This window comes from Nonomuraea sp. B10E15, from assembly GCF_039871615.1.
In the GTDB taxonomy this organism is placed as follows: Bacteria; Actinomycetota; Actinomycetes; order Streptosporangiales; family Streptosporangiaceae; genus Nonomuraea.
In genome coordinates this window covers 1,843,092-1,868,955 of the sequence record NZ_JBDPMB010000001.1, presented here as the reverse complement: position 1 = coordinate 1,868,955, position 25,864 = coordinate 1,843,092, and the positions used below count along the sequence as shown (strand labels likewise).

General features: G+C 72.2%; 26 protein-coding genes. 12 read left to right on the top strand and 14 right to left on the bottom strand.

Annotated elements, in window-relative coordinates:
* Positions 1-115: 115 nt before the first annotated feature.
* The 4 genes from ABGB14_RS08560 (at position 116) to ABGB14_RS08545 (ending at position 4,774) form a co-directional block, all read left to right on the top strand.
* Positions 116-1,270 (top strand): C39 family peptidase, encoded by a 1,155-nt coding sequence (locus ABGB14_RS08560; protein ID WP_347642978.1) that lies wholly within the window; start codon positions 116-118, stop codon positions 1,268-1,270.
* Between the two features lie 4 nt (positions 1,271-1,274).
* Positions 1,275-3,131 (top strand): prolyl oligopeptidase family serine peptidase, encoded by a 1,857-nt coding sequence (locus ABGB14_RS08555; protein WP_347642977.1) that lies wholly within the window; start codon positions 1,275-1,277, stop codon positions 3,129-3,131.
* Positions 3,128-4,390, top strand: a complete 1,263-nt coding sequence (locus tag ABGB14_RS08550; RefSeq protein ID WP_347642976.1) for a M20/M25/M40 family metallo-hydrolase — start codon at positions 3,128-3,130, stop codon at positions 4,388-4,390. The genes ABGB14_RS08555 and ABGB14_RS08550 overlap by 4 nt, the downstream gene beginning before the upstream one ends.
* A 99-nt stretch (positions 4,391-4,489) precedes the next feature.
* Positions 4,490-4,774, top strand: coding sequence for a maleylpyruvate isomerase N-terminal domain-containing protein (locus ABGB14_RS08545; RefSeq protein ID WP_347642975.1), 285 nt, complete (start codon positions 4,490-4,492; stop codon positions 4,772-4,774).
* A gap of 2 nt (positions 4,775-4,776) precedes the next feature.
* Here ABGB14_RS08545 and ABGB14_RS08540 read toward each other — a convergent pair whose 3' ends face one another.
* The 6 genes from ABGB14_RS08540 to ABGB14_RS08515 form a co-directional block, all read right to left on the bottom strand.
* Entirely contained in the window at positions 4,777-5,742 is a 966-nt protein-coding gene (locus ABGB14_RS08540) for a hypothetical protein (RefSeq protein WP_347642974.1), read from the bottom strand.
* Positions 5,739-6,605, bottom strand: coding sequence for an ABC transporter ATP-binding protein (locus tag ABGB14_RS08535; RefSeq protein WP_347642973.1), 867 nt, complete (start codon positions 6,603-6,605; stop codon positions 5,739-5,741). Before ABGB14_RS08535 ends, ABGB14_RS08540 begins: the two co-directional genes overlap by 4 nt.
* Positions 6,602-6,994: a GntR family transcriptional regulator gene (locus ABGB14_RS08530; protein WP_347642972.1), complete on the bottom strand. Its 393-nt coding sequence runs from the start codon at positions 6,992-6,994 to the stop codon at positions 6,602-6,604. Before ABGB14_RS08530 ends, ABGB14_RS08535 begins: the two co-directional genes overlap by 4 nt.
* Positions 6,995-7,056: 62 nt before the next feature.
* Positions 7,057-7,800 carry a DUF427 domain-containing protein gene (locus tag ABGB14_RS08525; protein WP_347642971.1) on the bottom strand — a complete coding sequence of 248 codons (744 nt, stop codon included), beginning with the start codon at positions 7,798-7,800 and terminating at the stop codon, positions 7,057-7,059.
* A 52-nt stretch (positions 7,801-7,852) separates the two neighbouring features.
* Positions 7,853-8,440 carry a hypothetical protein gene (locus ABGB14_RS08520; RefSeq protein WP_347642970.1) on the bottom strand — a complete coding sequence of 196 codons (588 nt, stop codon included), beginning with the start codon at positions 8,438-8,440 and terminating at the stop codon, positions 7,853-7,855.
* Between the two features lie 115 nt (positions 8,441-8,555).
* The gene (locus ABGB14_RS08515; RefSeq protein ID WP_347642969.1) at positions 8,556-9,023 is read right to left on the bottom strand and encodes an adenylyltransferase/cytidyltransferase family protein; all 468 of its coding nucleotides are present in this window, start codon (positions 9,021-9,023) and stop codon (positions 8,556-8,558) included.
* 180 nt (positions 9,024-9,203) lie between these two features.
* On the opposite strand from ABGB14_RS08515, the gene ABGB14_RS08510 reads away from it, so the two are divergent.
* Positions 9,204-9,665: an ATP-binding protein gene (locus tag ABGB14_RS08510; RefSeq protein WP_347642968.1), complete on the top strand. Its 462-nt coding sequence runs from the start codon at positions 9,204-9,206 to the stop codon at positions 9,663-9,665.
* A gap of 17 nt (positions 9,666-9,682) precedes the next feature.
* On the opposite strand, the gene ABGB14_RS08505 is transcribed toward ABGB14_RS08510, so the two are convergent.
* Positions 9,683-10,489, bottom strand: coding sequence for a class I SAM-dependent methyltransferase (locus ABGB14_RS08505; protein ID WP_347642967.1), 807 nt, complete (start codon positions 10,487-10,489; stop codon positions 9,683-9,685).
* 54 nt (positions 10,490-10,543) lie between these two features.
* Complete coding sequence (locus tag ABGB14_RS08500; RefSeq protein WP_347642966.1) at positions 10,544-11,533, bottom strand: LuxR C-terminal-related transcriptional regulator; 990 nt, start codon at positions 11,531-11,533, stop codon at positions 10,544-10,546.
* 77 nt (positions 11,534-11,610) lie between these two features.
* Here ABGB14_RS08500 and thrS point away from each other — a divergent pair, with 77 nt between their 5' ends.
* The 4 genes from thrS (at position 11,611) to ABGB14_RS08480 (ending at position 16,433) form a co-directional block, all read left to right on the top strand.
* Complete coding sequence (gene thrS / locus ABGB14_RS08495; RefSeq protein WP_347642965.1) at positions 11,611-12,921, top strand: threonine--tRNA ligase; 1,311 nt, start codon at positions 11,611-11,613, stop codon at positions 12,919-12,921.
* Between the two features lie 85 nt (positions 12,922-13,006).
* A complete protein-coding gene (locus ABGB14_RS08490) occupies positions 13,007-14,992 on the top strand; it encodes a TRAP transporter fused permease subunit (protein ID WP_347642964.1) in 1,986 nt (661 codons plus the stop codon).
* Positions 14,989-15,933, top strand: coding sequence for a TAXI family TRAP transporter solute-binding subunit (locus tag ABGB14_RS08485; RefSeq protein ID WP_347642963.1), 945 nt, complete (start codon positions 14,989-14,991; stop codon positions 15,931-15,933). The genes ABGB14_RS08490 and ABGB14_RS08485 overlap by 4 nt, the downstream gene beginning before the upstream one ends.
* 68 nt (positions 15,934-16,001) lie before the next feature.
* A complete protein-coding gene (locus ABGB14_RS08480; RefSeq protein WP_347642962.1) occupies positions 16,002-16,433 on the top strand; it encodes a hypothetical protein in 432 nt (143 codons plus the stop codon).
* Here ABGB14_RS08480 and ABGB14_RS08475 read toward each other — a convergent pair.
* Positions 16,411-17,379, bottom strand: a complete 969-nt coding sequence (locus tag ABGB14_RS08475) for a magnesium transporter CorA family protein (RefSeq protein WP_347642961.1) — start codon at positions 17,377-17,379, stop codon at positions 16,411-16,413. The two genes, ABGB14_RS08480 and ABGB14_RS08475, sit on opposite strands and share 23 nt — an antisense overlap.
* Positions 17,379-18,086, bottom strand: a complete 708-nt coding sequence (locus ABGB14_RS08470) for a DUF72 domain-containing protein (RefSeq protein WP_347642960.1) — start codon at positions 18,084-18,086, stop codon at positions 17,379-17,381. Before ABGB14_RS08470 ends, ABGB14_RS08475 begins: the two co-directional genes overlap by 1 nt.
* 87 nt (positions 18,087-18,173) lie before the next feature.
* On the opposite strand from ABGB14_RS08470, the gene ABGB14_RS08465 reads away from it, so the two are divergent.
* Positions 18,174-19,553: a YibE/F family protein gene (locus tag ABGB14_RS08465; protein ID WP_347642959.1), complete on the top strand. Its 1,380-nt coding sequence runs from the start codon at positions 18,174-18,176 to the stop codon at positions 19,551-19,553.
* A 324-nt stretch (positions 19,554-19,877) separates the two neighbouring features.
* Here ABGB14_RS08465 and ABGB14_RS08460 read toward each other — a convergent pair whose 3' ends face one another.
* The 4 genes from ABGB14_RS08460 to ABGB14_RS08445 form a co-directional block, all read right to left on the bottom strand.
* Positions 19,878-20,735 (bottom strand): NAD(+)/NADH kinase, encoded by an 858-nt coding sequence (locus ABGB14_RS08460; protein WP_347642958.1) that lies wholly within the window; start codon positions 20,733-20,735, stop codon positions 19,878-19,880.
* Positions 20,736-20,749: 14 nt separating this feature from the next.
* A complete protein-coding gene (locus ABGB14_RS08455) occupies positions 20,750-22,072 on the bottom strand; it encodes an enolase C-terminal domain-like protein (RefSeq protein WP_347642957.1) in 1,323 nt (440 codons plus the stop codon).
* 14 nt (positions 22,073-22,086) lie between these two features.
* Positions 22,087-23,001: a 5-dehydro-4-deoxyglucarate dehydratase gene (kdgD, locus tag ABGB14_RS08450; RefSeq protein ID WP_347642956.1), complete on the bottom strand. Its 915-nt coding sequence runs from the start codon at positions 22,999-23,001 to the stop codon at positions 22,087-22,089.
* A 123-nt stretch (positions 23,002-23,124) separates the two neighbouring features.
* Positions 23,125-24,060, bottom strand: a complete 936-nt coding sequence (locus ABGB14_RS08445) for a LysR family transcriptional regulator (RefSeq protein WP_347642955.1) — start codon at positions 24,058-24,060, stop codon at positions 23,125-23,127.
* Between the two features lie 191 nt (positions 24,061-24,251).
* Here ABGB14_RS08445 and ABGB14_RS08440 point away from each other — a divergent pair, with 191 nt between their 5' ends.
* Both ABGB14_RS08440 and ABGB14_RS08435 read left to right on the top strand, forming a co-directional pair.
* Complete coding sequence (locus ABGB14_RS08440; RefSeq protein WP_347642954.1) at positions 24,252-25,259, top strand: tripartite tricarboxylate transporter substrate binding protein; 1,008 nt, start codon at positions 24,252-24,254, stop codon at positions 25,257-25,259.
* 65 nt (positions 25,260-25,324) lie between these two features.
* Positions 25,325-25,861, top strand: a complete 537-nt coding sequence (locus tag ABGB14_RS08435; protein WP_347642953.1) for a tripartite tricarboxylate transporter TctB family protein — start codon at positions 25,325-25,327, stop codon at positions 25,859-25,861.
* The last annotated feature ends 3 nt before the right edge of the window (positions 25,862-25,864 follow it).

Here is a 25,864-nt window from a genome sequence, read left to right as displayed (position 1 = left end):
ACAGGCAGGTGCGCGGTGTCCCCCGGTCCGGCGCGGTTCCGCCCGCCGAGGAGGGCCGGGCCGGTACGTAAACCATCCGATGTGCGACACGGGGTGCGAAACCACAATATGGGTGGTGCTCACCGTCGACCTGTCCCCCGTGGCCTTCACCCGCTTCAGATTGCCCGACACGGGACCCGACGCAGGGCCCGACGCCGACGCGGGGCCGCACATCTGGATCGGTGAGGAGCACCCGATCGGTTTCGCCGCCACGCAGCTCGTGCCCTCGTGGACCGCTCGCACCCCGCCGGGCACGTGGATCGAGATCGCGCTGCGCGCCACGACCGCGTCCGGCGCCCGCACCAAGTGGTACGTCATGGGCCGCTGGTCCGAGCACGGCGATCCGCGCACCTCGGTACCCGGCCAGGGCGACGGGGACGGCGACGTGGCGGTGGACACGTTCGTCGCCAGGCGTCCCGTCGTGGCCTGCCAGCTGCGCGTCACCCGGCACGGCGAGGGCGCCCGCGTCACCGGCCTGGGCGTGATGGCCTCGGCCCTGCCCCAGCACCCGCTCTCCCCGGCCGCCGCCGCGCCGGGCACCGGCGGCGGGGTGGGGACCGGCGGCGAGGCTGGGGCCGGCGGCGGGGTGAGGGCCTGCGGCGGGGCGGGGGCCGTCGAACTGGCGGTGCCCGGGCACTCGCAGTACGCGCACGCCGGGCACCATCCGCGCTGGGACGGCGGGGGCGCCAACTGGTGCAGCCCCGCCTCGGTGGCCATGGTGCTCGGCTTCTGGGGCCGCGGCCCCGGCCAGGAAGAGCTGGCCTGGGTCGGGACGGACGACCCCGCGCCGACGGTGGACCACGCGGCCGCGGGCGTGTACGACGAGAGCTACCAGGGCACCGGCAACTGGCCGTTCAACGTCGCGTACGCGGGCCGGTACGGGCTGGCCGGCTTCGTGACGCGGCTGCGGTCGGCGGCGGAGCTGGAGCGGTTCGTACGGGCCGGGATCCCCGTGATCACGTCCCAGTCGTTCAAGGCGCACGAGCTGCCCGGCTCCGGCTACTCCACGAACGGGCACATCATGGTCGTGACGGGTTTCACCGCCGGGGGCGACGTCGTCGTGAACGACCCTGCCGCGCCCGCCGAGGCCGAGGTCCGCCGGGTCTATCCGCGGGCCGCGTTCGAGCGCGTGTGGCTCAGGAGCCCCAGGAGCGGCGGCAGCGGCGGCATCGTGTACATCCTCCACCCACCCGATCATCCCCTTCCTCCCTGTATGAATGGTAATTGGTGAATATATGAGTATTCGTCCGATCGATGTGGCCCGTACCGACGGCGGCCCCCAGTGGGTGGAGGCGGTGGCCACGCCCTCAGGCACCGAGGTCTGGTGGGACGAGCCCCGCCCGCACGAGGGCGGCAGGCGCTGCGTGGTGCGCCGCCTGCCGGACGGCTCCCGCGTGGACGTCCTGCCGCCCGGCTGGAACGCGCGCAACCGGGTGGTCGAGTACGGAGGCCGCTCCTGGCGCCCGCTGCCCGGCGGCGGCCTCGTCTTCACCAACTGGGCCGACCAGCGCCTCTACCGCCTCGACCCGGGTGGGGACCCGGTGGCGATCACTCCCGTGGGTACGTACCGTTACGCGGACCTGTACCTGCCCCCGGGACGTGAGGAGGTGTGGGCGGTCAGGGAGACGGACGACGTGCGGGACCTGGTGGCGGTGCCGCTGGACGGCGGCCGGACCAGAGTCATCGTCAAAGCCCACCATTTCCTGATGAATCCTCGGATTTCACCCAACGGCCGGCAGGTCGCATGGATCGGCTGGGACCACCCCAACATGCCCTGGGACGGCACCGAGCTCTGCGTGGCCGAACTGCGCGCGGACGGCACGGCCGGCCCTCACAGGGTGGTGGCGGGGGGCCCGCGCGAGTCGGTCGCCCAGGCCGAGTGGCGCGACGACGCCGCCCTGTACGCGGTCACCGACCCCACCGGCTGGTGGAACGTGCACCTCGTACCCGCCGGCGGCGGGCCGGGCCGCAACCTCACGCCGCTGGAGCTGGAGTTCGGCGGCGCGGCGTGGAAGCCGGGCATGACCTACCTGGCGCTCGCGGAGGACGGTGACCTGGTCGTCGTGTACGGCACCGCCGACCGCCGCCGCCTGGGCGTGCTGGACTCAGAGACGGGCGACCTGCGCGAGATCGGCGGCGGGGCCACCCACTGGTCCTCGACCGTGTCGGTGGCGGGCGGCAAGGTCGCGGCGGTGCGCGCGACGCCGTACACGCCGCTGGAGGTGGCGCTGGTCGGCCTCGACGGCGCGTACGAGATCGTGTCGGCGCCCAAGCCGCTGCCGGACGGGGACCTGCTGCCCACGCCGGAGGCGATGACGATCGAGGGCGTGCACGCGCACCTCTACCCGCCGTCGGGGGCCACCGGCCCGAGCCCGTACGTGATCTTCGTGCACGGCGGGCCGACCGGGCACCTGCCGATCGTGCTCGACCTGGAGATCGCCTACTTCACCAGCAGGGGCATCGGCGTGGCCGTGGTGAACTACGGCGGCTCGACCGGCTACGGCCGGGCCTACCGGGAGCGGCTGCGCCACCAGTGGGGCGTGGTCGACGTGCAGGACTGCGCCAAGGTGGCCCGTGGCCTGGTGGAGCTGGGCCGGGCCGACGCGTCGCGGATCGCCGTCCGCGGCGGCAGCGCCGGGGGCTGGACCACGGTGGCGGCGCTCGTCCACAGCGACGTGTTCGCGGGCGGGGTCGCGCACTACGCGATCACCGACCCGGAGAGCTGGGCCGCGGAGACGCACGACTTCGAGTCGCGCTACCTGGACGGCCTGGTGGGGCCACTGCCCGAGACGCGGCAGCGCTACACCGAGCGTTCGCCGCTGCTGAACGCCGCCCGCGCGTCGGGCCCGTGCCTGATGTTGCACGGCCTGGAGGACGCGATCGTGGACGTCGGGCAGGCGGAGCGGTTCACCGCCGAGCTGGACCGGCACGGCAAGGCGTGGGCCCTGCTGACGTTCCCTGGCGAGCAGCACGGCTGGCGCAGGGAAGAGACCATCGTCGCGGTGCTGGAGGCCGAGCTGGCCTTCTACGGGCTGATCTTCGACCTGGAGACGCCCGAGGTGCCGCCGTTGACGCTTAAGGGGAGAGCATGAAGAGCGTTGCCGAGATCTGCTCGGATCTGATCAGGTTCGACACCACCAATCCGGGTTCGGGTGAGCGGCCCGCCGCCGAGTACGTCGCCACCCTGCTGGCCGACGCCGGGCTGGAGCCCGTGGTGTTCGAGTCGGCGCCGAAGCGGACCACCGTCGTGGCCAGGATCGACGGCGACTCCCCCGACGCGCTGCTCATCCACGGCCACCTCGACGTCGTGCCCGCCGACCCGGCCGAGTGGCGGATGCACCCGTTCTCCGGGGAGATCGTGGACGGCTGCGTGTACGGCCGGGGCGCGGTCGACATGAAGGGCTCGTGCGCGATGACCCTCGCGACCGTGCTCGACCTGGCGGCGCGGGGAGTGCGCCCGAAGCGTGACCTGGTGCTGGCCTTCCTCGCCGACGAGGAGGCGACGGGGGACTTCGGCTCGCGGCACGCCGTCACCGAGCACCGCGAGCTGTTCGACGGCGTCACGGAGGCGATCAGCGAGTCGGGCGGCTTCAGCGTGGCCTCCGGCCGGCACCGGGTCTACCCGATCGCGGTGGGCGAGCGCGGCACCGCCTGGATGCGGCTCACCGCGCACGGCGTGGCCGGCCACGGCTCCCGCCCCGCCGTGGACAACCCGGTCGCGACGATGGCGCACGCCCTGTCGCGGGTGGCCTCCCACCAGTGGCCGGTACGCCTGACGCCGCCGGTCGCGGCGCTCATCGAGCACCTGTCGGAGATCACCGGGCAGCGCATCGACCTCGACCGGCTGGACGAGGAGGCCGCGCGGCTGGGGCCGCTGGGCAGCCTGTTCAAGGGCCAGATCCGCAACTCCGCGAACCCGACCATGCTGGACGCCGGCTACAAGGTCAACGTGGTGCCCTCGACCGCCGGGGCGCACGTGGACGGGCGGTACCTGCCGGGGCTGCGCGAGGAGTTCCTGGAGACGGTCGACGCGCTGCTCGGGCCGAAGATCACCCGCGAGTTCGTCAACCTGGAGGACGCGCCCGCCGCGCCTTACCCGTCGGCGTTCTTCGACGAGCTGGCGGGCTCGCTCATGGCGGAGGACCCGCTCGCGCGGCCGGTGCCGTACGTGATGGCCGGCGGCACGGACGCGAAGTCGTTCGCGCGGATCGGCATCGAGGGGTACGGCTTCGCGCCGCTCATGCTCCGGCCCGACCTCGACTATTTCGGGATGTTCCACGGCAAGGACGAGCGGGTGCCGGTGGAGGGGCTGGAGTTCGGCACCCGGGTGCTCGCCCGCCTGATCGCCTGAGCCGCCCGGCGGCCGCCGCACGTTTCCGGATACCCATATAATGGAACAAAGCATTCCGTTCTGATATCATGGAGCGACCACGGCGAAGGGGGCTCACCGATGAGCGGCATCACGACCAGCGGCTGGGATGTTCTGGACGCTTCGCACGAGGCGCTGCGCGAGGTCGTCAGCGCCGCCCCCGAGGGCGGCTGGGATCTCCCGACGCCCTGCGCGGGCTGGAGCGTCACCCAGGTCTTCCGGCACGCGGCCGGTGACCAGATCGTCGAGCCGCTGCGCGCCTGGGGCGCGTACGCGGCGGCTCTGGAGACCGAGCCTGGCGACGACGAGGTCGCCGTCCTTCTCCGCTACCTCGGCCGCGACCCCCGCTGGGCGCCCTCCTCCTGAGTTCAGGCGGCGTGGCGGAGGGTGCGGCGGACGGTGAGGCCGGCGAGGGCCGCCGAGACGAGCACCAGGATGCCCGCCTCCGTCCACTGGAAACGCCAGAACCGGGACGGCGGATGGTAGTACACGGCGTACCTGTATCCCTTGCCGAACAGGCACGCCTGCCACGCCTCCGCGTTCCGGCTGCCGCGCCCCGCGTCCAGGCGGCGCGGGCAGCCGCTCGCGGCGCCCGGCTCGGCGACCTCCCGTCCCGACGGATCGACCCAGGACGCGCTGACCAGCCGGGCGTCGGTGTCGTCGAGGACCACCGTGCCGGTCAGCTCCACGCGCGCGGGCTCGGCGTAATGGTCGCTGACCCCGAACAGGGTGAACATCGTCGCCGCCACCACGGCCACGGCCAGCGCCATCGCCGGGAGCGTACGCCGGAAGAAGGCCCCCGCCGCGGTGCCGAGCACGAACGCGAACAACCACCACGCGGCCGGCGCCACCCCGACCATGTTGAAGACGCCGACGTTGCCGAAAGACGAGTCGATCCCCTCCCTGAACACCGGGCGCCACAGGCTCACCATGAGCGACAGCAGCAGACCGCCCACCACGACCGCGCCGCCCAGCACCGACAGCTTGACGGCCAGCCACCGCCACGCGGGCACGGACTGGGTCCAGGCGAGCCGGTGGGTGCCGCGCTCGTACTCGCGGCCGAGCAGGGGGGCGCCCCAGAACGCCCCGATCAGCGCGGGCAGCACCAGCGGCATCCAGCCGAACACGGAGTAGACCGCGTCGTACCGCCGCCCCAGCGCCACCTCCAGGTCCGCGCACGCCGCGCCGGGGCCGGGACAGCCGGGCGCGGCGTGGCCGGCGACGTACAGCCCGGCCTCCACGGCGGAGCCCAGCAGGAGCAGCCCCAGCAGCGCGAGGAAGCCGGCCGTCACGAGCAGTTGCGCCCGGTGCTGGCGCCAGGTCAGCCAGATCACGTGTCCACCCCCACGGGCCCCGGCAGGGCGGCCGACTCGGGGCTGCGCAGGTAGCCCATGACCAGTTCCTCCAGCCCCGCAGGCCGGGCCTGCCAGCGCGGGTCGAGCGCGGGCGCGCCGCGTACGAGCAGGGTGGCCTGCCGTCCCGCCAGGCCTCCGCCCACCACCTCCACGTCGCCGGCCGGCCGATCGGCCAGGGCCCCGGCCAGCTCGGCGGGACCCGTGAGCACGAGGTGATCGGCCAGCAGGTCGTCGATGTCGCCGCTGACCTGCAGCCGCCCGCCGTTCAGCACGATGAGCCAGTCGCAGGTCTCCTCCAGGTCGGAGACGACATGAGAGGACAGCAGCACGGTCAGCTCCCGCTCGGCCACCTCTCCCATGAGGGCGCGCATCACGTCGTGCCTGGCGAGGGGGTCGAGGTTGGCCAGCGGCTCGTCCAGCACGAGCAGGTCGGGCCGTCTGGCCAGCGCCAGCGTGAGCGCCACCTGCGCGCGCTGCCCGCCCGAAAGACGGCCCGCCTTCCTGTCGAGCGGGATGCCGAGCGCGCCGAGCCGGTCGCGGGCGCCCTGATCATCCCAGCGGGTGTTCATCCTGTGGCCGAAGGAGAGCATCCCGGCGACGGTGAAACCGTCGTACAGCGGCTTGTCCTGCGCCACGAACGCCACCTCGCCCGCCACGCCGACGCTCCCCCGCGCCGGCCGCAGCAGCCCGACGGCGGCGTGCATGAGCGTGGACTTGCCCGCACCGTTCGGCCCCACGAGCGCGGCCACGCGCCCGGCGGGGACCGCCAGCGAGCAGTCGCGCAACGCCCAAGTACGGCGGTAACGCACGCCGAGCCCGGTCGCCTCGAGCACAGGGCTCATGCCGCCCCCTCCTTCGCGGCATCGGCCAGGACCACGGTGAACAGCGCCCGCAGGTCGTCCTGGTCGAGCCCGGCCGCGCGCGCCTCGCGCACCCACTCCTCCAGGCCGCGCCGCAAGCGGGTGTGCTCGGCGAGCGTCGGGCCCGCGATCCCCCTGCGCACGAACGTCCCCATGCCGGGCCGGCCCTCGACCAGGCCCTCGCGCTCCAGCTCGCGGTAGGCCTTGAGCACGGTGTTGGGGTTGATCGCCAGGTGCTCGACCACCTCGCGCGCGGTCGGCAGCTGGTCACCCGGCCGCAGCGTGCCGAGCCTGAGCGCCTGCCTGACCTGGTGGACGAGCTGCAGGTAGGTCGACACCCCCGACCCTCGGTCCAGCTGAAACTCGATCACTACAACACCCTTTCACTATTCGAATAGTGAAAGGGTGTTGTACGAGATCGTGATCTGTCAACTCAGGCGAACTTGGTCTTGGGACGCTCCTGCAGCTCCCCGTCGAGGTAGATGTCGAGCTTCTCGTCGTAGAAGGCGATCAGCCCGGCGACCCGCTCGCTCTCGGGCAGCGGTGTCCGGTAGGACCAGGCGAGGTCCTCCTTGCCGTTGACCGACCAGTATTCGGCCGTGCCCTTGTACGGGCAGTGCGTGACCGTGCCGGTGGGCTCCAGCAGGTCGAGCCGGACGTCCGGCTTCGGCAGGTAGTAGCGGGCCGGCAGCCCCGTCTCGAAGAGGATGTGCGGGCTGCGGGAGTCGGCCACGGTCACCCCGTCCACCTCGACGCGCACGTGCCGCGAGCTCGGCAGGATGTCCACCCGGGTGTACGGGTCGCGCGGGTGGAAGAAGATCTCCTCGTCCTCCTCGAACCAGGCGTCCATGGCCTCCCACCGGAAGCGCACGTGGCCGCGGATCTCCTCCAGCGGGGAGTCCTGGTAGACCAGCGCCGCGCCGGGGACCTCCCTGGCGCCCGCGGTGACCGTGTGCACCAGGCCGTCGCCCCTGCTCGGCGAGTGCTCGGCCGTGCCGGCCGGCTTGAGCGCCGACTCGTCGACGTCGGCCAGCGGGAAATAGTAGGCCGGATAGTAGGGGACCTCCCACACCAGCAGGGCGGAGGCGGTGTCGGCCACCACCCGGCCGCCGAGGTAGGTCCGCACCCGTTTGGCCGTGCGCTCGACGCGTACCCGGCCGCGTTTCGTGGCATCCATGCTCGCGGCAACCGCGGCGGGCACCCCGCTATTCCGCGATCATCCCCGGTGATCAGCGCAGGCCGAACGCGGCCAGCGTGGCCCACGTGACCAGCGCCCCCACCGCCGTGCCCGCCACCACCTGCGGCCAGGTGTGGTGCGTCAGGCGCACCCTGGCCCAGCACACCAGCGCCACCACGGCGGCGCCGGCGACCGCGGCCGGCCAGGAGGGCAGCACGTGCGCGAGCACCACCACCGTGCCCGCGCAGACGGCGGCGTGGAAGGAGATCTTCCAGCGCAGCGTGATCGGCACGGTCACCGCCAGCGCGGCCAGCATCGCGGTGACGGTGGCGACGAGCAGCCTGGGCGCGCCCATGAGGACCAGCAGCGCCAGCGCCACCAGCACAGCCGCCACCGCGGCCAGCAGCGGGCGCGTGCGGCGGGCGCGGTCGACGATGTGGTGCGAGTCGAGCCGCCCCGAGCGCACGCCGACCGCGATCACCGCCGCCGGCACTCCCCCGCAGAACGCCGAGGCCACCAGGCCCCACGCCGCCCCGCTCCAGCCCTGCGCGAGCAGGCCCACGAGTGGCGGCATGACGATGACCAGCACCTGCGGTGCCAGCAGGTTGGTCACCTGTCTCGCCACGAGGTCACCCGTCATGACAGCCAAGATTACGCGATCATGGCGCGCGGCCCCGGCGACATGCCCGCCGGCCGGCCCGCACGCGCCGCCGGCTGCCCGCGCGCCACGCCCGCCCGGGCGGCAGGGCCCGCGATCAGCCCTTTCCCGCGGCGTTCACGATGCGGGTGGTCGAGCGGCCGGGGATGGCGTCCATCTCCCAGCACTCCGCGCCCAGGATCGCCGCGGCGGCGGCCCGCGCGCCCGCGTGCGGGTCGCCCGCCGTGTGCGCGAGCGCGCCCGGCCGCATCGGGACGAGCAGGTCGATGTAGTCCTCAGGCCCGTGCGCCTCGGGCGGCCCCGTCACGATGAACACCCCGGTCACGAAGCGGAGGGCGGCCAGCACCTCGGCGCGTTCGGCCGCCGGGTTGAGCGGCCTGCTGGGGCCCTTCCAGGCCCGCACCCGCGGATCGTCCTCGACGCCCACGACCAGCGGCAGCCCGCGCTCGGCCACCGCTCCCAGATAGCGCACATGGCCCACGTGCAGGATGTCGAAGACGCCGGTCACGACCGCCGCACCCGGCCGGTCGTACGGCCGCACCCAGACGGCATCCAGGCTGTTCACGCCACCTCCTCGCACGCTGCGCTCCCCCGGGGTCTGGACGACTCGTCGATCGCAGCGTACTCGGTCGCCGCCGGAGGTAGCGCAGGCGACCTTGGGAAAGCCCATTCCTACCTTTTCGCGATAATCTCCAGCACCCCCCTTGCGCGTCTCATAAGGTCACCGGATTTGGGGGAGGTCGCCGTGGCACCGCCGGACTCGCACCGCGTCGATGGGACCGAGGAGAGCGATCCGCCCGCCGGCCACGATCTCGTGGCCCGGCTGCCGGGAAGCCCCTCCCAGGTCTCCAGGGCCAGGAGCCTCGTGACGGACGCGCTCGGCCGCGACCATCCGCTCCACGACGACGTCGTGCTGCTGACCAGCGAGCTGGCCACGAACGCGGTGCTGCACAGCCGGTCCGGCGCCGGGGGGTCGTTCACGGTGACCGTGACGCGCTCGGACACGCTGGTGCGGGTGTTCGTGGCGGACGCCGGGTCGGAAGGGCCTCCCTGCGCATGCCGTACGAGTGCGCAGGCGACCAGCGGCCGGGGCCTGCCGCTGATCGAGGCGCTCAGCCACCGCTGGGGTTTCACCCGCGAGGCCGGTTCGACGACCGTCTGGTTCGAGCTGCTCCAGGCTCGCGTGGCCGCGGGGCTGGCCGTCTAGGCCGTGGGAACGATGTCTCAGCTTCCCGGGACGCCGGGTCGGTAGTGCCAGACGAATTCCAGCCAGGGCGGCGCCACCGCCATGAAGTGCTCCCAGCTTCCCGGCTCGGCGTCGTGGGCGCCACCGCGGACCTCGGAGAGCAGCCTCAGCACGAAGCCCTCCCCGGTCAGGCTGTTGACGATCCGGCCCAACGTCTGCGTGTATTCCCTGGGTTCGCGGACGATGCGGCCCGACGGCGTGCGGTCGTAGACCCAGTCCTGGTCGGGATAGGACGTCATGGCCTCGTCGGCGTAGGGCTGCCGGAGCGTGTAACCCTCCCCGTTCCACGACTCGTGCGTGAGCCCGGAGAAGAACGGGTTGGCGCACATCAGGTAGTAGTGGCCGCCCGCGGCCACGACTCTCGCGACCTCGCGGAAGACGATCCGGGAGTCGGGGACGAACGTCAGCGAGTACGGATGCCAGACCAGGTCGAACGTGGAGCCGGCGAAGGCCGACAGATCCCGCATGTCCCCTTGGACGGTGCGGACGCCGACGCCGTGGTGCTCGGCGGCCGAGCGATCACGCGCGAGCTGCCCCGGCGAGATGTCGAGCACCGTCACGTCGGCCCCGAGCAGGGCGAAGGCCGCGGACTGCTGCCCGCCTCCCCCGGCCAGGCAGAGCACCTTCCTGCCCGCCAGGTCGCCGGGAAGGCCCAGCCTCTCCAGGCCCAGGTAGTCGCGGGCCTTCTCCGCGTCCAGGTCGAGCATGGGGCGGGTGAACAGGGCGTCCGCCCGCACCAGGGCTTCCCAGCGTTCCCGGTTGTAGCGGTGGACGTCATCCTGCACGGCGATCACCCTTCCACAGCCCTCCGGGCGATCGCCACTCCTTAATCTCCCGGACTATTTCCCTGACGCATCCCGCACGTCGAGGCGGCACAGGCCCTCGGCGAGAGCCTTGGTGGTCAGGCGGGTGCGGCTGTCGCAGCCCAGCTTGGCGAAGATGTGCTCCAGGTGGGTGGTGACCGTGCGGACGCTGAGCACGAGCGCGGCGGCGATCTGCGGGTTGGAGTCGCCCGCGGCCACCCTGGTGAGCACGTCCACCTCCCGGCCCGTGAGGTCGTAGGGCAGCGGGCACGGGCGCTCGGCGGCGACGGCGCCCTGCAGCGCGCCCTGGAACCCGACGCCCGCCCTGAGCAGCCGCAGCTCGTGCCATCCGCCGGCGCCGTCGAGCCAGAGCCCGTGCCTGCTCAGCTCGCGCGAGTCGATGAACGCGCGGGCGAAGGCGGCCATGGCCGGGTCGTCCCGCAGCGCGGGCGAGATCTCGCGCCCAGGAACCTCGCGCCGGGCGCCGAGCCGGTCGAAGGCGACCGCGCGGAAGTCGGCCGGCAGCCCCACCGGGTCGATCACGCACCGGGTCAGGTCGGTGACGTGGGCCAGCATGGGGCACACGGCGGCCACGAGCGCTTTCGTACGGCCCGGGAAGTCGCGACGGGACACCAGGTGCAGCAGCCCCGTGTAGCGGTCGCCGCCGAGGAACAGCGGCGCGGTCAGGCCGGCCCGCCACCCGTAGGGGGCCAGATGGCGCCGGAAATAGCGCTCGGTGCCCGGCTCGGGCATGCCGACCGGCGCTCTGGTGGCCAGCGCCCTGCGGTAGGCCTCCAGCCCGGCGTACTCCTCCGCCGCGTCGCGGTGGATGCGCGGGTGCCCGTCGGACACGACGCTCTGGTGCCGCCCGGTGGCGGGGTCGAACGCGACGAACTCGTAGGCGTCGAGCGGGACCACGCGGCGCAGCGCGGCCATCGCGGCGCACGCGCCGCCGCCGCCCGCGACCTGGTAGCCGACCTCGGCGAACACCTGCAGCTGGCGAACGTCCAGGGTGATCTCGGCCACGGCCTCTTTATATCATTTGCCATTCCTTGGGATTCTCGTGAAGGTTTTCTTCACGAGAATGCCGGAGGCTGCGCCGGATGTTATGGTCGTCGCATGCAGCGCGCTCTCGTCACGACGACGCCGGACCCCGTCCCGGCGCGCTGATTCCATGCTTCCCGGGCGGACGCCCGGGAACGCGGTCGTTCGCCCTTTCCACGCAAAGGACGATCATGAACGACCACCGCAGGCTCGGCCGCGAGCTGGGCATCTTCGACACCGACCCGCTGATCGGCTCCGGCCTGCCCTGCTGGCTGCCGGCGGGCGCGGCCGTGCGCAAGGCCGTCGAGGACTACGTCCACGAGCTCGAACGCCGCAACGGCTACCAGCACGTCAACTCCCCCGTGCTCGGCAAGCGCGAGCTGTACGAACGGTCGGGACACTGGGCGCACTACGCCGACGACATGTTCCCGCCCATGAACGTGGGCGGCGAGGAGTTCGTGCTGCGGCCCAGCCTGTGCCCGCACCACGCGCTCATCTACCGCTCGCGCGGGCGCAGCCGCCGGGACCTGCCCCTGCGCCTGGCTGAGCTGGGCGGGATGTACCGCTCGGAGCTGTCCGGCGTGCTCGGCGGGCTGACCAGGGTGCGCGCCATCCAGCTCAACGACGGCCACGTCTTCTGCGCTCCCGAGCAGGCCGCCGCCGAGGTGTCGGCCTCGCTCGACCTGATCGAGGCCGCGCACGCCCAGCTCGGCGTCCGGGCCGCCCGCTACCGGCTGTCGCTGCGGGGCGAGGGCGACAAGTTCGTGGACGACCCCGCCATGTGGGCGCGGGCGGAGGCGGTGCTGCGCGAGGTGCTGAAGGAGCGCGGGCGCGACTACGACGAGGAACGGGGCGAGGGCGCCTTCTACGGGCCGAAGATCGACATCCAGATCGCCGACCCGGCCGGCCGCGAGACCACCCTGTCCACCGTCCAGGTCGACTATTTCCAGCCGCAGCGCTTCGACCTGAGCTACGCCGGCGGCGAGCGGCCCGTCATGGTGCACCGCAGCGTCGTGGGCGGCATCGAGCGCCTGGTCGCGCACCTCATCGAGATACACGGCGGGGCGTTCCCCGCCTGGCTGGCGCCCGTTCAGGCCGTGGTGCTGCCGCTGTCCGACGCGGAGTCGCCCGCCGCCGAGTCGGTGCTGCGGCGCTGCCTGGCCGCCGGGCTGCGGGCGGAGCTGGTGCCCGCCGGGCGGGGCAGTCTCGGGGCCAGGATCCGGGCGCACCGGCTGGTGCCGTACCAGCTGGTCGTGGGGCCGCGCGAGGCGGCGGACGGCGGGATCGCGGTGCGGCGGCGGGACGGCAGCCAGGCCGGTGACGTGCCCGTCGAGCGGCTGGCGGCCGATTCGCGCCCCTTGTACGGATAGCGGAAACCAAATAGGTAACGGCCCCTTCCCAGATCAAGTAAGCGACTCGTAAAGTCCCTGCAACGCGCCCTGTCGGGAGGACGACTTGACCGAGCTGAGCGACCGCGAGGCCGACCTGGTTTCCGCGCACGAACAGGAACGCCCGGCGCGGCAGCTCGGTGGGGCCCTGCGGCTCGGCGTGTGGATCCTCGGCGGGCTGCTGTCGGTCTACGCGCTGGTGGTGGTGTTCCGGCCGGTCGAGGCGTTGCAGCACCGGATGACGTTCCTGGCCGTGGCGCTGCCGCTGGTGTTCGTCTGCTACCGCTCGGGCATGCCGGAGTATCTGCGGCGGAAGGCGTGGCTGCTGCGGTTGCGCCCGTCCGAGGCCAGGGCCGGGGCGCTGCGGTCCGAGCGGCCGAGCGTCATGGACTGGCTGCTGGCCGCGGCCTCGCTGGCCGTGCTGGTCTATCCGCTGGCGGCCATCGACGACTTCCGCGACCGGGGCTCGGGCGCGGCGCTGACGGACCTCGACATCGTGGCCGGGCTGGCGCTGACGGTGCTGCTGCTGGAGGCGGTACGCCGGACCGTCGGCATGGCCCTGAGCATCATCTGCGTCATTTTCCTGTTTTATGCCTATTACGGGGCATACCTGCCGATCGATTGGACCATCGGGCACCGGGGCTTCGATCTCAGCCAGATCGTCTCCCAGCTCTACACCGGCACCGAAGGCTTCTTCGGCGTTCCGATGCAGGTGGCGGCGAGTTACATCATCCTGTTCACCATCTACGGCGCCGTGCTGGACTATTCGGGCGCGAGCCGGTTCTTCATCGACCTGAGCTTCGCCGCGTTCCGCAAGTCCCGCTCCGCCCCCGGCCGCACCGTCGCCACCGCGGGCTTCCTGCTCGGCACCGTGTCGGGCTCGGGCGTGGCGACCACGGTCAGCCTCGGCAGCGTCGCCTGGCCGGTGCTCAGGCGGGCCGGCTACCCGAGGGAACCTGCCGGCGGCATCCTGGCCGCGAGCGGCATCGGCGCCATCCTGTCGCCGCCCACGCTCGGCGCGGCGGCGTTCATCATCGCCGAATACCTCCGGGTCGGCTACCTCGAGGTGCTGCTGTACGCGACGATCCCGACCCTGCTCTACTACCTGGGCATCTTCCTGGCCATCGAGATCGACTCGCGCCGCTTCGGCACCCACGCCGTTCCGGTCGACGCGCCCAGGGCGGGCCGGCTGCTGCTGCGCTTCGGCTACCACTTCAGCTCGCTGATCCTCATCATCGTGCTGATGGCGCTCGACCGGTCGGCGTTCCAGGCGGTGGTGATCGCCACGGCGGTCGCGTTCGCGCTGTCGTTCCTCGACCCGCGCCACCGGATGGGCCCGAAACGCATCGGGCAGGCGCTGGCCAAGGGCGCGCTGGAGGTGCTGCCCGTGACGGCCGTGTGCGCGGCGGCGGGCATCATCGTCGGCGTCATCACCCAGACCGGCCTGGGCCTCAACCTCAGCGCGATCATCGTGGACTTCGCGGCGGGCCACCTGATCCTGACGACGCTCATGTCCGCCGTCGCCGTCATGCTGCTGGGCCTGGCCGTGCCGGTGACCGCGAGCTTCATCATCGCGGCGGTCATCATCGGCCCGGCGCTCACCGCGCTCGGGGTGTCGCAGGCCGAGGCGTACATGTTCGTCTTCTACTACGCGGTGTTGTCGGAGGTGAGCCCGCCCACCGCGCTGTCGGCGGTCGCGGCGGCCGCGATCACCGGCGGCAACACGTACCGCACGATGATGATGGCCTGGCGTTACACGCTGCCGGCCTTCCTGGTGCCGTTCGCCTTCGTGCTCACGCCCAACGGGCAGGCGCTGCTCGGGCAGGGGCCGATCGGCACCGTGCTGCTGATGGCCGCCGTGTCGGCCGTCGCCGTGGCCGCTCTGGCCATGGCGACGGGCGGCCTGTCCGGCTGGTCCGAGCGGGTGCTGGCGTCCGTGGCCGCGGTGCTGCTGCTGTTCCTCGAACCCGTCCCCATCGTCGCCGGTCTGGCCGTGCTGGCCGTGGCCGCCGCCGTGCATCTGGTCAGAAGAAGGAGAAGGGACCCAGCGTGAAGCGGATTCTTGCGATAGTCGCAGCGACCGTCCTGGCCGTGGCGGGCTGCGGCGGGGGTGCGGGCGGCTCGGGCAACCGGCTGTCGATCGCCACGGGCGGCACGACGGGCGTCTACTACGTCTACGGTGGTGGCCTGGCCAAGCAGTTGTCGTCCAACATCGCCGACACCCAGGCCACCGCGTCCGTCACCTCCGCGTCGGTCGAGAACATCAAGCTCCTCGCCAGCGGCAAGGCCGACATCGGGTTCTCCCAGGCCGACACCGCGGCCGACGCGGTCAACGCCAAGGACACCTTCACCGCGAAACAGCCCATCAAGGCCATCGCCCGCATCTACGACAACTACGCCCACGTCGTGGCCGCCCCCGGCGTCGAGGCGGCCAAGGTCGCCGACCTGAAGGGCAAGCGCGTCTCGCTCGGGCCCGCCAACTCCGGCACCCAGGTCGTGGCCAGGCGCATCCTGGAGGCGGCCGGCATCGACCCCGACAGCGACATCACCAAGCAGCAGCTGTCCATCAACGAGTCGGTGCAGGCCGCCAAGGACGGCACCATCGACGCGTTCTTCTGGGTCGGCGGCCTGCCCACCGCCGGCATCACCGACCTGGCGACGAGCAAGCCCGACATGAAGCTGCTCGACACCGGCGACGTCCTGGAGAAGATGCGCGCCACCTACGGGGAGCAGTACGTCCCGCTCGACGTGGACCTGTCCGTCTACAAGCTGTCCGGCGCCATCAAGACCGTCGGCATCGCAAACCTGCTGCTGGTGCCCGACTCGATGGACGAGCAGCTCGCGTACGACATCACCAAGACCCTGTTCGCCAAGAAGGCCGAGCTGACCGCCGTGCACCCCGAGGCCGAGAAGCTCGACGTCAAGCTGGGCCAGCAGGTGGCGCCGGTCGAGCTGCACCCGGGCGCCGCCCGCTACTACAAGGAACAGGCCTGACCCGGCTGCTCCTGGCGCTCGCCCTGGTGGCGGCCCTCGGCTCCGGCGGCGGCGCCAGGAGCCTCACCGTGAACGGCCTGCCCGTCGTCGCGGGTTCCTTCGCGATCGCCTACGTGCACTCGGTCTACAAGGCGCCCTCGGCGGAGGTGTTCACCGTCGAGGGGCGCCGGTTCACCATGCGGGCGGTCGTCTCGGCGAGCGACAGCGTGCTCGACTACTACGCCCTCGACGGCACGCGCTCCCGCACCCCCGAGGGCCTGTGGGTGCTGCGCCTGGCAACGCCCGCGACGTACGACGGCCTGTCGCTGCTCGCCACCCCGATCGGCCGCAGGACCCTGCTCGCGGGCCGCCGCTGCCTGCCCCTGTATCCCGCGTCCGGCGCCGCTCAGGTGCGAGTCGCGGTGCGCGTCACGCCCGTCGTGCGCGGCCGGGCCTGCCGGCCGCCGTACGACGGGCTGCGCGCGGCCGGGCCGGTGCTCACAACCAGTCGTTCTTCTTGAACACCGAGTACAGCACCACCGAGGTGATCGCCACGAGCACCGTGGACGCCCAGAGCCCCCAGCTCTGCCCGGTGCCGGGAACGGGCACGTTCTGCCCGTAGAAGCCGGTGATCAGGGTGGGCACCGCGATGATGGCGGCCCAGCTGGTGACCCGTTTCATGATCTCGTCCAGCCGGAAACCCTGCTGGGCGAGGCGGGTCTCGCGGACGTTCGCGAGCATCTCGCGGATCCCCTCGACCCACTCCGTCGCCCGCAGCACGTGGTCGTAGACGTCCGCGTAGTAGGGGGCCATCACGGAGTCGGCGACGATGTCCTGGTCGCGGTGGAGCAATGTGCCGATCACCTCGCGCATCGGCATCGTGATCCTGCGGACCCGCGTGGTGTTCTTGCGCAGGTCGAACATCGCGCGCTGCAGCCGCCGGCCGTCTCCCGGGTCCCCTTCGTACAGGGACTCCTCCAGGGCCTCCGCCTGCGCGTCGAGCTCTTCCACCAGGTCGAGCTGGCCGTCCACCACGTAGTCGAGCAGGCCGTACAGCAGGAACGGCACCCCGTGCCCGGCCAGGCGGGACAGCGTGTCCCAGCGCCTGACCACCTCGTCGATGTCGAAGGCGTCGCCGTCGCGCACGGTGACCAGGGCGTTCGCGGTGACGAAGACGTTCACCTCGACGGGACGCAGCCGCCCCTTGTCCATGTGCACCCCGTAGACCGTGATGAACAGATGGTTGTCGTAGACGTCGACCTTCGGCCGCTGCCGGTCGGTGAGCGCGTCCTCCATCGCCAGCTCGTGCAGCCCCAGCTCCGCGCCGACCGCGGTGAGCTCGGCGGCCGAGGGGCGGCACAGGTCGAGCCAGACGACGTTGCCCCGGTCCGGCACATGCCCGGAGAGCTCCTCGAGGGGGAAGCCCTCCTTCTCGAGGACGCCGTTCCGGTAGAGACGCGTACGCACTAGCAGAGTCTGGTGAAGCGTCTCGCGTCGCGCACCGCCGCTCCCCCCGGGTCGTTGTTGAAGTAGACGTAGGCGTCCTGCCAGCCCGCCTCGCGCACCCGCCCGGCCCACGTCCCCAGCGCGGCGTCGCCGTACGAGGTGCCGGCCCGCCCCTGGTGCAGGCGTACGTACCCCCAACCGGCGGTGCGCCAGAACGGGCTCTGCGGCCGGCCGCGGCGATCCGCCCAGCACAGCGCGGCGCCCCGGGCGCTCAGGATGTCGCGCACCTCGCCGGTCCACCACGAGTCGTGGCGCGGCTCCACGGCCACCCTGACGTGCGCGGGGAAGCAGGCCAGGCACCGGTCGAGGCGGCCGGGATCGACCTGGAGGGTGGGCGGGAGCTGCAGCAGGACCGGCCCGAGCTTGTCCTTCAGCTCCGACGCGGCGCCCATCAGCCGCCGCACCGGCTCCTCCGGCTCGGCCAGCCGCCTGATGTGGGTCAGGAACCTGCTGGCTTTGACGGCCATCACGAAACGCGCAGGCGTCCTGTCGCGCCAGGCGGCGAACGACTCGGGGCGGGGCAGGCGGTAGAAGGCGTTGTTGCTCTCGACCGTGGGGAACTCCGCCGCGTACGTCTCCAGCCAGAGCCGCTGCGGCACGCCCTGGGGATACAGCACGCCCCGCCAGTCCTTGTACTGCCACCCCGAGGTGCCCACCAGGCATGTCATGCCGTTGCAGCTACCCAGGCCCGCCGCGTGCAGTACTGTCCTTGTTCGTCAGCCGAGGAGGACCTTTCACCCGATGGGCGTTATCTGATGGGCGCCGGGCACGGGCACGGGCACGGGGCGTCCGCACCCCGCTCGCGGCGCACGATGATGGCGAGCCTGGCCGTCCTGGTGCCGGTGGCCGTCGTCACCCTGGCGGCCCTGCTGTGGCTCTGGCCGGACGGCCGGGCGGAGCAGCAGGGCGGCGGCGCGCAGCCGTCGGCCGTCGAGCGGCTGGCCGGCACCGTCACCGGCGTCACGCTCAAACGTTGCCCCGCCGCCCCCGAGGGCGCGCCACGGCCCGACCCCGCCACCTGCGGCACCGCCACGGTCAAGCTCGGTGAGGGGCGCGACGCCGGCCGTGACGTCACGCTCCGCCTGCCGGGCGGCCCGGGGGCGCAGCGCTTCGCGCCGGGCGACGGCGTGATCCTGCTGCGCGACGCCGAGGGGGCCTACCAGATCTCCGACCATGACCGGGCGATGCCGCTGTGGTTGTTCGGCGTGGCCTTCGCGGTCGCGGTGATCGCGTTCGGCCGCTGGCGCGGGGTGACGGCGCTGATCGGGCTGGCGGTCACGTTCGTGCTGCTGCTGACGTTCGTCATCCCCGGCATCCTGGAGGGCAGGTCCCCGATGCTGGTGGCCATCGTCGGGGCGGCGGCGATCATGCTGACGGTGCTCTACCTCACGCACGGCTTCTCGCTGCCCACGTCCATGGCCGTGCTCGGCACGCTGGCCAGCCTGGCGCTGACGGGCGCGCTGTCGTACGCGGCGCTCGGGCTCGCCCGGCTCAACGGGATCACCGACGACAGCGCGCTGACCCTGGGCATGAGCCTGTCGATCGACACGCAGGGGCTGCTGCTTGCCGGGATCATCATCGGCGCGCTGGGGGTGCTCGACGACGTCACGGTCACGCAGGCGGTGACGGTGGCCGAGCTGGCCCAGGCCAACCCGTCGTACGGCTTCGCCCGCCTCTACCAGGCGGCCGGCCGCATCGGGCGGGCCCACATCGCCTCGGTGATCAACACCATCATCCTGGCGTACGCGGGGGCGTCGCTGCCGCTGCTGCTGCTGTTCAGCATCGGGGAGCAGCCTCTGGGGCAGGTGCTGACGACGCCGGTCATCGCCCAGGAGATCGTCCGCAGCGTGGCCGGCACGCTCGGCCTCATCGCCGCCGTCCCCATCACCACGGCCCTGGCCGCCCTGGCGGCCACCCGCCACCGGGAGGAGCCGGCGAAGACCTCCTCCGGCCGGCGCGCGACCCCTGACAGGTCCGCCACACGCCGCCGTGCGGAGCCCCGCGCGGCGGACGCCCCGCGGGAGGACTTCTTCGCCCCGCACCCGTCCCACCACCACGACGTCTCCCCCGGCCAGGAGCCGGAGCCCCGCCGGGAACCGGGCCGCCAGGCCCGCCACCGCCGCGCGAGCACCTAGCCAGGGCCCTCGCCCGGCCGGCGGGCGGAAGGCATCACGGGGACGTCGGGGAGGTCCGGCATCGGGATCCCGGCCGCGTGCACGGCCGGTCCCCGTGGTGGTCCATGGCTCACTTGAACGCTTCGTCGACGAGGGCGCCGACCTGCGCCGCGGGAGAGATGGTCGGCGGCCTCTTCCACCACGATCACCCGGGCGGCAGCGGCCTGGCAGCGGGCACGGTGTCCGGCCGCGGGGCGGGAACGGAAGCGGCCCGTTCGGCCACCTGACGGTCACCGACGCTGACGGCGCACGTTCACATGCGCCCGTGCCGAAACCCGTGCCGGGTCAGTACGCCTCGGCGCTGCCGTCCACGCGCAGCTTGCGCCGGGCCCGGTCGTAGAAGGTGGTGCCCAGCCGCACCACCTGGGCCGCCCCCGGCCAGGCGGCGACCGTGACGCGGTCACCGGGGCACAGGTGCCCGACCACGGCCCCGTCGACCTCGACCGCGAGCCGCCCGCTGGTGGGCAGCACCTGGAGCGTCACCTCCTCGTCGGCGGGCAGCACCAAGGCCCGGTTGAAGGCCGAGTGGGCGGCGGAGGGCACGACGAGCACGGCCTCCACGCGGGGCGACACGATGGGCCCGCCGGCGGAGAAGCTGTAGGCGGTGGAGCCGGTGGAGGTCGCCACGATCACGGCGTCGGCGGCGAAACGCACGAAGTCGCTGCCGGCCGGGCTCACCGCGACGCCGGCCAGCCCCTCTCCGGGGATCCGTACGAGGGCGATGTCGTTGAACGCGGTCACTTCCGCGCCCCCGACCTCGCTCCTGATCGCCATGCGCGGCTCGATCGTGTAGCGGTGGTTGTCGATCGCCGACAGCGTCTCGGCCAGCTCGCTCACGTCGATCTCCGCGAGGAACCCGAGCCGCCCCACGTTGACCCCCAGGATGGGCGTGCGCCGCCCGGCGAGCAGCCGCATCGTGCGCAGCATCGTGCCGTCGCCGCCGAGCCCGACCAGCAGGTCGGCCCGCTCGACGAGCGTGTCGGCGTCGACCGGCACGGCGGTGCAGTCGATGCGGCCCACCTCCTCGGGCAGGCCGAGCACGGTGGCGTCGTTGCCGGCCGCCCAGCGCAGGATGGTGTCGATCGCCTTCCTTGAGTCGCGCTGAGGGTGCAGCACCAGCCCGACCGTCGTGACCATGCCCATGGGGCCACCCTAGGTCAGCGGTCGAGGCAGGGGCGTTTCGGGTCGAACACCCAGTCCTTCACGAGATACCGCATGGCCACGGCGTCGTCGCGGGCGCCGAGCCCGTGGCGGAGGTAGAGCTCGTGGGCCTCGGCGAGGGCCGCGCGGTCGAGCTCGACGCCGAGCCCGGGGGCGGTGGGCACGTCGACGGCGCCGTCCGCGATTCGCGGCGGCCTGGTGGTGAGGGCCTGGCCGTCCTGCCAGATCCAGTGGGTGTCCAGGGCGGTGATCTCGCCCGGGGCGGCGGCTCCGACGTGCGTGAACATCGCCAGCGAGATGTCGAAGTGGTTGTTGGAGTGCGAGCCCCAGGTCAGGCCGAAGTCGTGGCAGAGCTGGGCGACCCTGACGGAGCCGGACATGGTCCAGAAGTGCGGGTCGGCGAGCGGGATGTCGACGGCGTTCGCGCGTACGGCATGCGCCATCTCCCGCCAGTCGGTGGCGATCATGTTCGTGGCAGTGCGCAGGCCGGTGGCACGCCGGAACTCCGCCATCGTCTCCCGGCCGGAGAAGCGGCCTTCGGCCCCGCACGGGTCCTCGGCGTAGGCCAGCACGCCGCCGAGCCCCGCGCACAGGCGGACGGCGTCGGCCAGCAGCCAGCCGCCGTTGGGGTCGACGGTGATCCGCGCTCCGGGGAACCTGCCGGCCAGCGCCCTGACCGTCTCGATCTCCTCCTCGCCGGGCAGCACCCCGCCCTTGAGCTTGAAGTCGGCGAACCCGTAGCGCTCCTGGGCCGCCTCGGCCAGCGCGACCACCGCGTCCGGGGTCAGGGCCTCGCGGCGGCGCAGCCGCGACCAGGCGTCGTCGCCGCCGTCATCGACGCGGTAGGGCAGGTCGGTCCTGCCCGGGTCGCCGACGTAGAAGAGGTAACCCAGCATCGGCACCCGGTCGCGCTGCTGCCCGTCGCCGAGCAGCTCCGCCACCGGGACGCCGAGGTGCTGGCCGTGCAGGTCGAGCAGGCTGGACTCCAGCCCGGTGACCGCGTGCACCGTGGTGCGCAGGTCGAAGGTCTGCGCGCCCCGCCCTCCTGCGTCCCGGTCGGCGAACCGGGCGGCCACCGAGCGCAGCAGGCTGCGGTGGCGCGCCACGGGCTCGCCGGCCAGCAGCGCCGCCGCCTCCTCAACGGTGCGGCGGATCGCCTCGCCGCCCGGCACCTCGCCGAGGCCCGTGCGCCCGTCGGAATCAGTCATGATGACGACGTTGCGGGTGAAGAACGGTCCGTGGGCGCCGCTGAGGTTGAGCAGCATGCTGTCGTACCCGGCCACCGGGACGACCTCGACGCGTCGGATGGTGGGAGACACCGGCGGGAACCCTCTCAGCTGATCTTGTTGACGAGGGCGGTCAGCTCGGCGAGCTCGTCCTCCGTGAGGTTCTGCAACGGCGGACGCACGGGCCCGCCGTGCCGTCCCGCGGCGGTCAGCCCGGCCTTGATGATGGACACGGCGTACCCCTTCTGGCGGTCGCGGATGTCCAGGTAGGGGACCACGAACTCCCTGATGCGGCGGTAGACCGCCTCCCGGTCCTGGGCGCGCACGTCGGCGTAGAAGTCGAGCGCGTACTGCGGGATGAAGTTGAAGATGGCCGAGGAGTACGTGCTCATGCCGAGCTGGAGCAGCGGCAGCGCGAAGGTCTCCGCGGTCGGGAGGCCGCCGATGTAGGCCAGGCGGTCGCCGACGCCGGCGTAGATGCGGGCGAGGTTCTCGATGTTGCCGACGCCGTCCTTGAAGCCGACGAGGGTCTCGTTCCTGTCGGCCAGGATCTCGACGGAACGGTCGGTCAGGATGGCGTTGGCGCGGCTGTAGACGACCACGCCGAGCCCCGTGCTGCGGCAGACCGCGCTGACGTGCTCGATCAGGCCGGCCTGACCGGCCTCCGTGAGGTAGGGGGGCATGAGCAGCAGCCCGTCGGCGCCCGCGGCCTCGGCGGCCTGGGCCTGCGCGACGGCGTTGGCGGTGCCACCGGTGGCGGGGGCCACGACCGGCAGCCTGCCGCCGACCTCGTCGACCGCCGCGCGGACCACCTGGTCGATCTCGGCGGAGGTCAGCGAGAAGCCCTCGCCGGTGCCCCCGGCGGTGAACAAACCTGCCACGGGGAAGCTGCTCAGCCAGGCGAGGTGCTCGCGGTAGCGCGCCTCGTCGAACTGGAGGTCCTCGGTGAAGTGGGTGACGGGGAAGGACAGCAGGCCGCTTTTGAGCTGGGTCGCGAGCTCGTGCGGGGTGAAGCTGGGCATGGCGGTCCTTTGCTTTGCATGCGGCAGTGGGATTCCCGTGCGCCGCAGGTCAGGTCTGTTGCCGCCAGGCTAGAGAGCAGGAGCGATTCCTGTCCAAGTGCATTTTCGTATCCGGCGATGCCATCAGGGCATCGAAGGCCGGTCGGAGGGCGAGGCTCCGAGGTCGGGCAGCAGGTCGAGCACGCGCCAGAGCGCGGGGTTGGTCGAGTCGCGGTCCCAGATCACGTGCAGCTCGACCGGCTCGCCCGTGGCGTTCTCGTCGCTCTCCAGCGGATCGCGTACCAGCTCGCAGAAGGTGACGCCGTCCACGCCGAGCGAGCGCGCGCTGGCGGGCGCCAGCGCGACGCCGCGTCCGGCCGCCACGAGGAGCACCGCGGTGAGGATCTGGTGCACCTGCTGTTCGATCCTGGGGTGGGCGTTGGTGAGGAAGTGCACGGTGAGCTCGTGGAAGTAACGCGACTGCACCGGGTTGTAGCTGATCACCGGCAGGCCGTCGAAGTCGTCGGGGAGGAGCGGCCGGCCGAGGCCGGCGAGCGGGTGCCCGATGGGCACGACGGCGCACAGCGGCTCGCGGAAGACGACCCGGGAGTCGAGCGTGGCGATGTCGAACGGCGGGCGTGCGAGCCCCAGGTCCAGCTCGCCGCGGAGCAGGCCGTCGACCTGCCCGGCGGTGACCCGTTCGTGCAGGATGACGTCGATCTCGGGTAGCTGCTCGGACAACCGCCGCAGCAGCGCGCCCAGCATGCTGATCGCCGAGACGGCCGTGAAGCCGAGCCGCACGGTGCCGGCGGCGCCGCTGGCGATCCTGCGCGCACGGTCGCCCGCGGTGTCGACGAGCGTGAGCATGCGCCGCGCGTCGTCCAGGAAGGAGCGGCCGGCGTCGGTGAGGACCACGCGCCGGTTGTCGCGTTCCAGCAGGGTCACGCCGACCACCCGCTCCAGCTTCTGGATGTGGCGGCTGAGCGGGGGTTGGGTCATTCGCAGCCGATCAGCGGCCCGGCCGAAGTGGAGCTCCTCGGCGACTGCCACGAACGCCCGGATCTGATCAAGTGTTAGCATGATGCGGAAAGAGTATCACTTGATACCGAATTGAGCCTGGACAGGCATCGAAGCTGCTCCCTAGTCTCCGGAGACTACAGAGAACGGAACAAATCCGCACTTGACGTCCGTCCGAATCTCCGCTCCACCGCACCCCACGCGCACCCACCGCGCATCCACCGCGGGGCATCGCCCGCACGAAGGAGAAGTCCATGCCGGCATCCCGGACAGCCCTCCGCCGCGTTCTCGCGGGAGTCCTCGGCACCGTCGCCGCCATCGCGCTGACCGCGTGCGGTGGGGTCAAGACGACCTCCACCGGCGGTGACGGCGGCGAATACCCGTCGGGCAACATCGAGTTCAGCGTCGGCGCCTCGCCGGGCGGCTCGACCGACCTCATCACCCGGGCGCTGGCCCAGGGCATGGCCAAGGAGCTCGGCGTCTCCGCGCCGGTGCTCAACAAGCCGGGCGCCAACGGCGCGCTCAACGCCAAGGAACTGCAGTCGGCCGCCCCCGACGGCTACAAGATCGCCGTACAGAACGCCTCGCTCTTCACCATCACGCCGCTCACGGTGTCGCCCGCCGAGGCCACGAAGATCGACTCGTTCGACGTCATCACCGGCGTCTCGCGCGACGACTACGTCATGGCGACCAACCCCAAGTCCGGCTACACGTCGATCAAGGACATGAAGAAGGCCGGCAAGACCATCCGCTACGGCACGACCGGCGTGGGCACGGGCGCCCAGCTGGCCTCCGCGCTGACCTTCAAGTCGGCCGGCATCGAGGCCACGGCCGTGCCGTTCGACGGCGGCGCCCCCGCGCTGACCGCACTGCTCGGCAACCAGGTCGACGTCTCCACCATGCAGATCGGCGAGGCGATCGAGAACGTCAAGGCGGGCAAGCTCGTGCCGCTCGCGGTCTTCTCGAAGGAACGCATCCCCTACATGCCCGACGTGCCGACGGCCACGGAGCAGGGCTTCGACGTGCAGGTGACGCAGTACCGCTTCCTCACCGCGCCCAAGGGCACGCCGCAGGACGTCAAGACGAAGCTGCTCGACGCGGCCAAGAAGACGTTCGCCACGCCGGAGTACAAGAAGTTCAACGAGCAGAACTCGCTCACTCCGATGGAGGTCACCCCCGACGAGGTCCTCAGCTCCCTGCAGAGCGACACCGCCACCTACAAGAAGCAGCTGGACGAGTTCGGGATCAGCCTGGCCGGCTGACCGAGGTCCCGGCAGGCCGCCCCCACCCGCCCGTCCGCCCGCCCGCCCGCCACCAAGGAGTGAGCATGTCCATGCCCGACCCCGCCAGGGCACCCGGCCCGCTCGACGACGTCGCCGTCGAGACCGGGCGGATCCAGGCCGAGCTGGACGAGTCACGGCCGCCGCACGCAGGGCCTGTCTCGCAGATCGCGGCGGCCCTGGCAGGACTCTGCGCCGGGATCTTCGGCGCGGCCGGGTCGTACGCGCTCGGGCTCGGCAGCCTCACCCAGCCGGGGCCCGGCCTGTGGCCGTTCGCCATCAGCGTCGTCATCGTCGTGCTGTCCGCGGCGCTCGTCGCCGCGGGCCGCCGCCTCGAGGACGCCGAGCGGTTCTCGAAGGCGAGCCTGCTCACCCTGGTCGCGCTGGTGACGCTCGTGCTGCTCGCCGCGCTCCTCCCCGTGATCGGCTTCGAGATCCCGTCGCTGCTGCTGATGTTCGTCTGGCTGCGGTCGCTGGGCAAGGAGTCGTGGTTGTCGTCCATCGTGATCAGCGTCTGCACCGTGGCCGCGTTCTACGTGCTCTTCGTCCTGCTGCTGCAGGTCCCGCTCCCGCGCCTCATCTGAGAA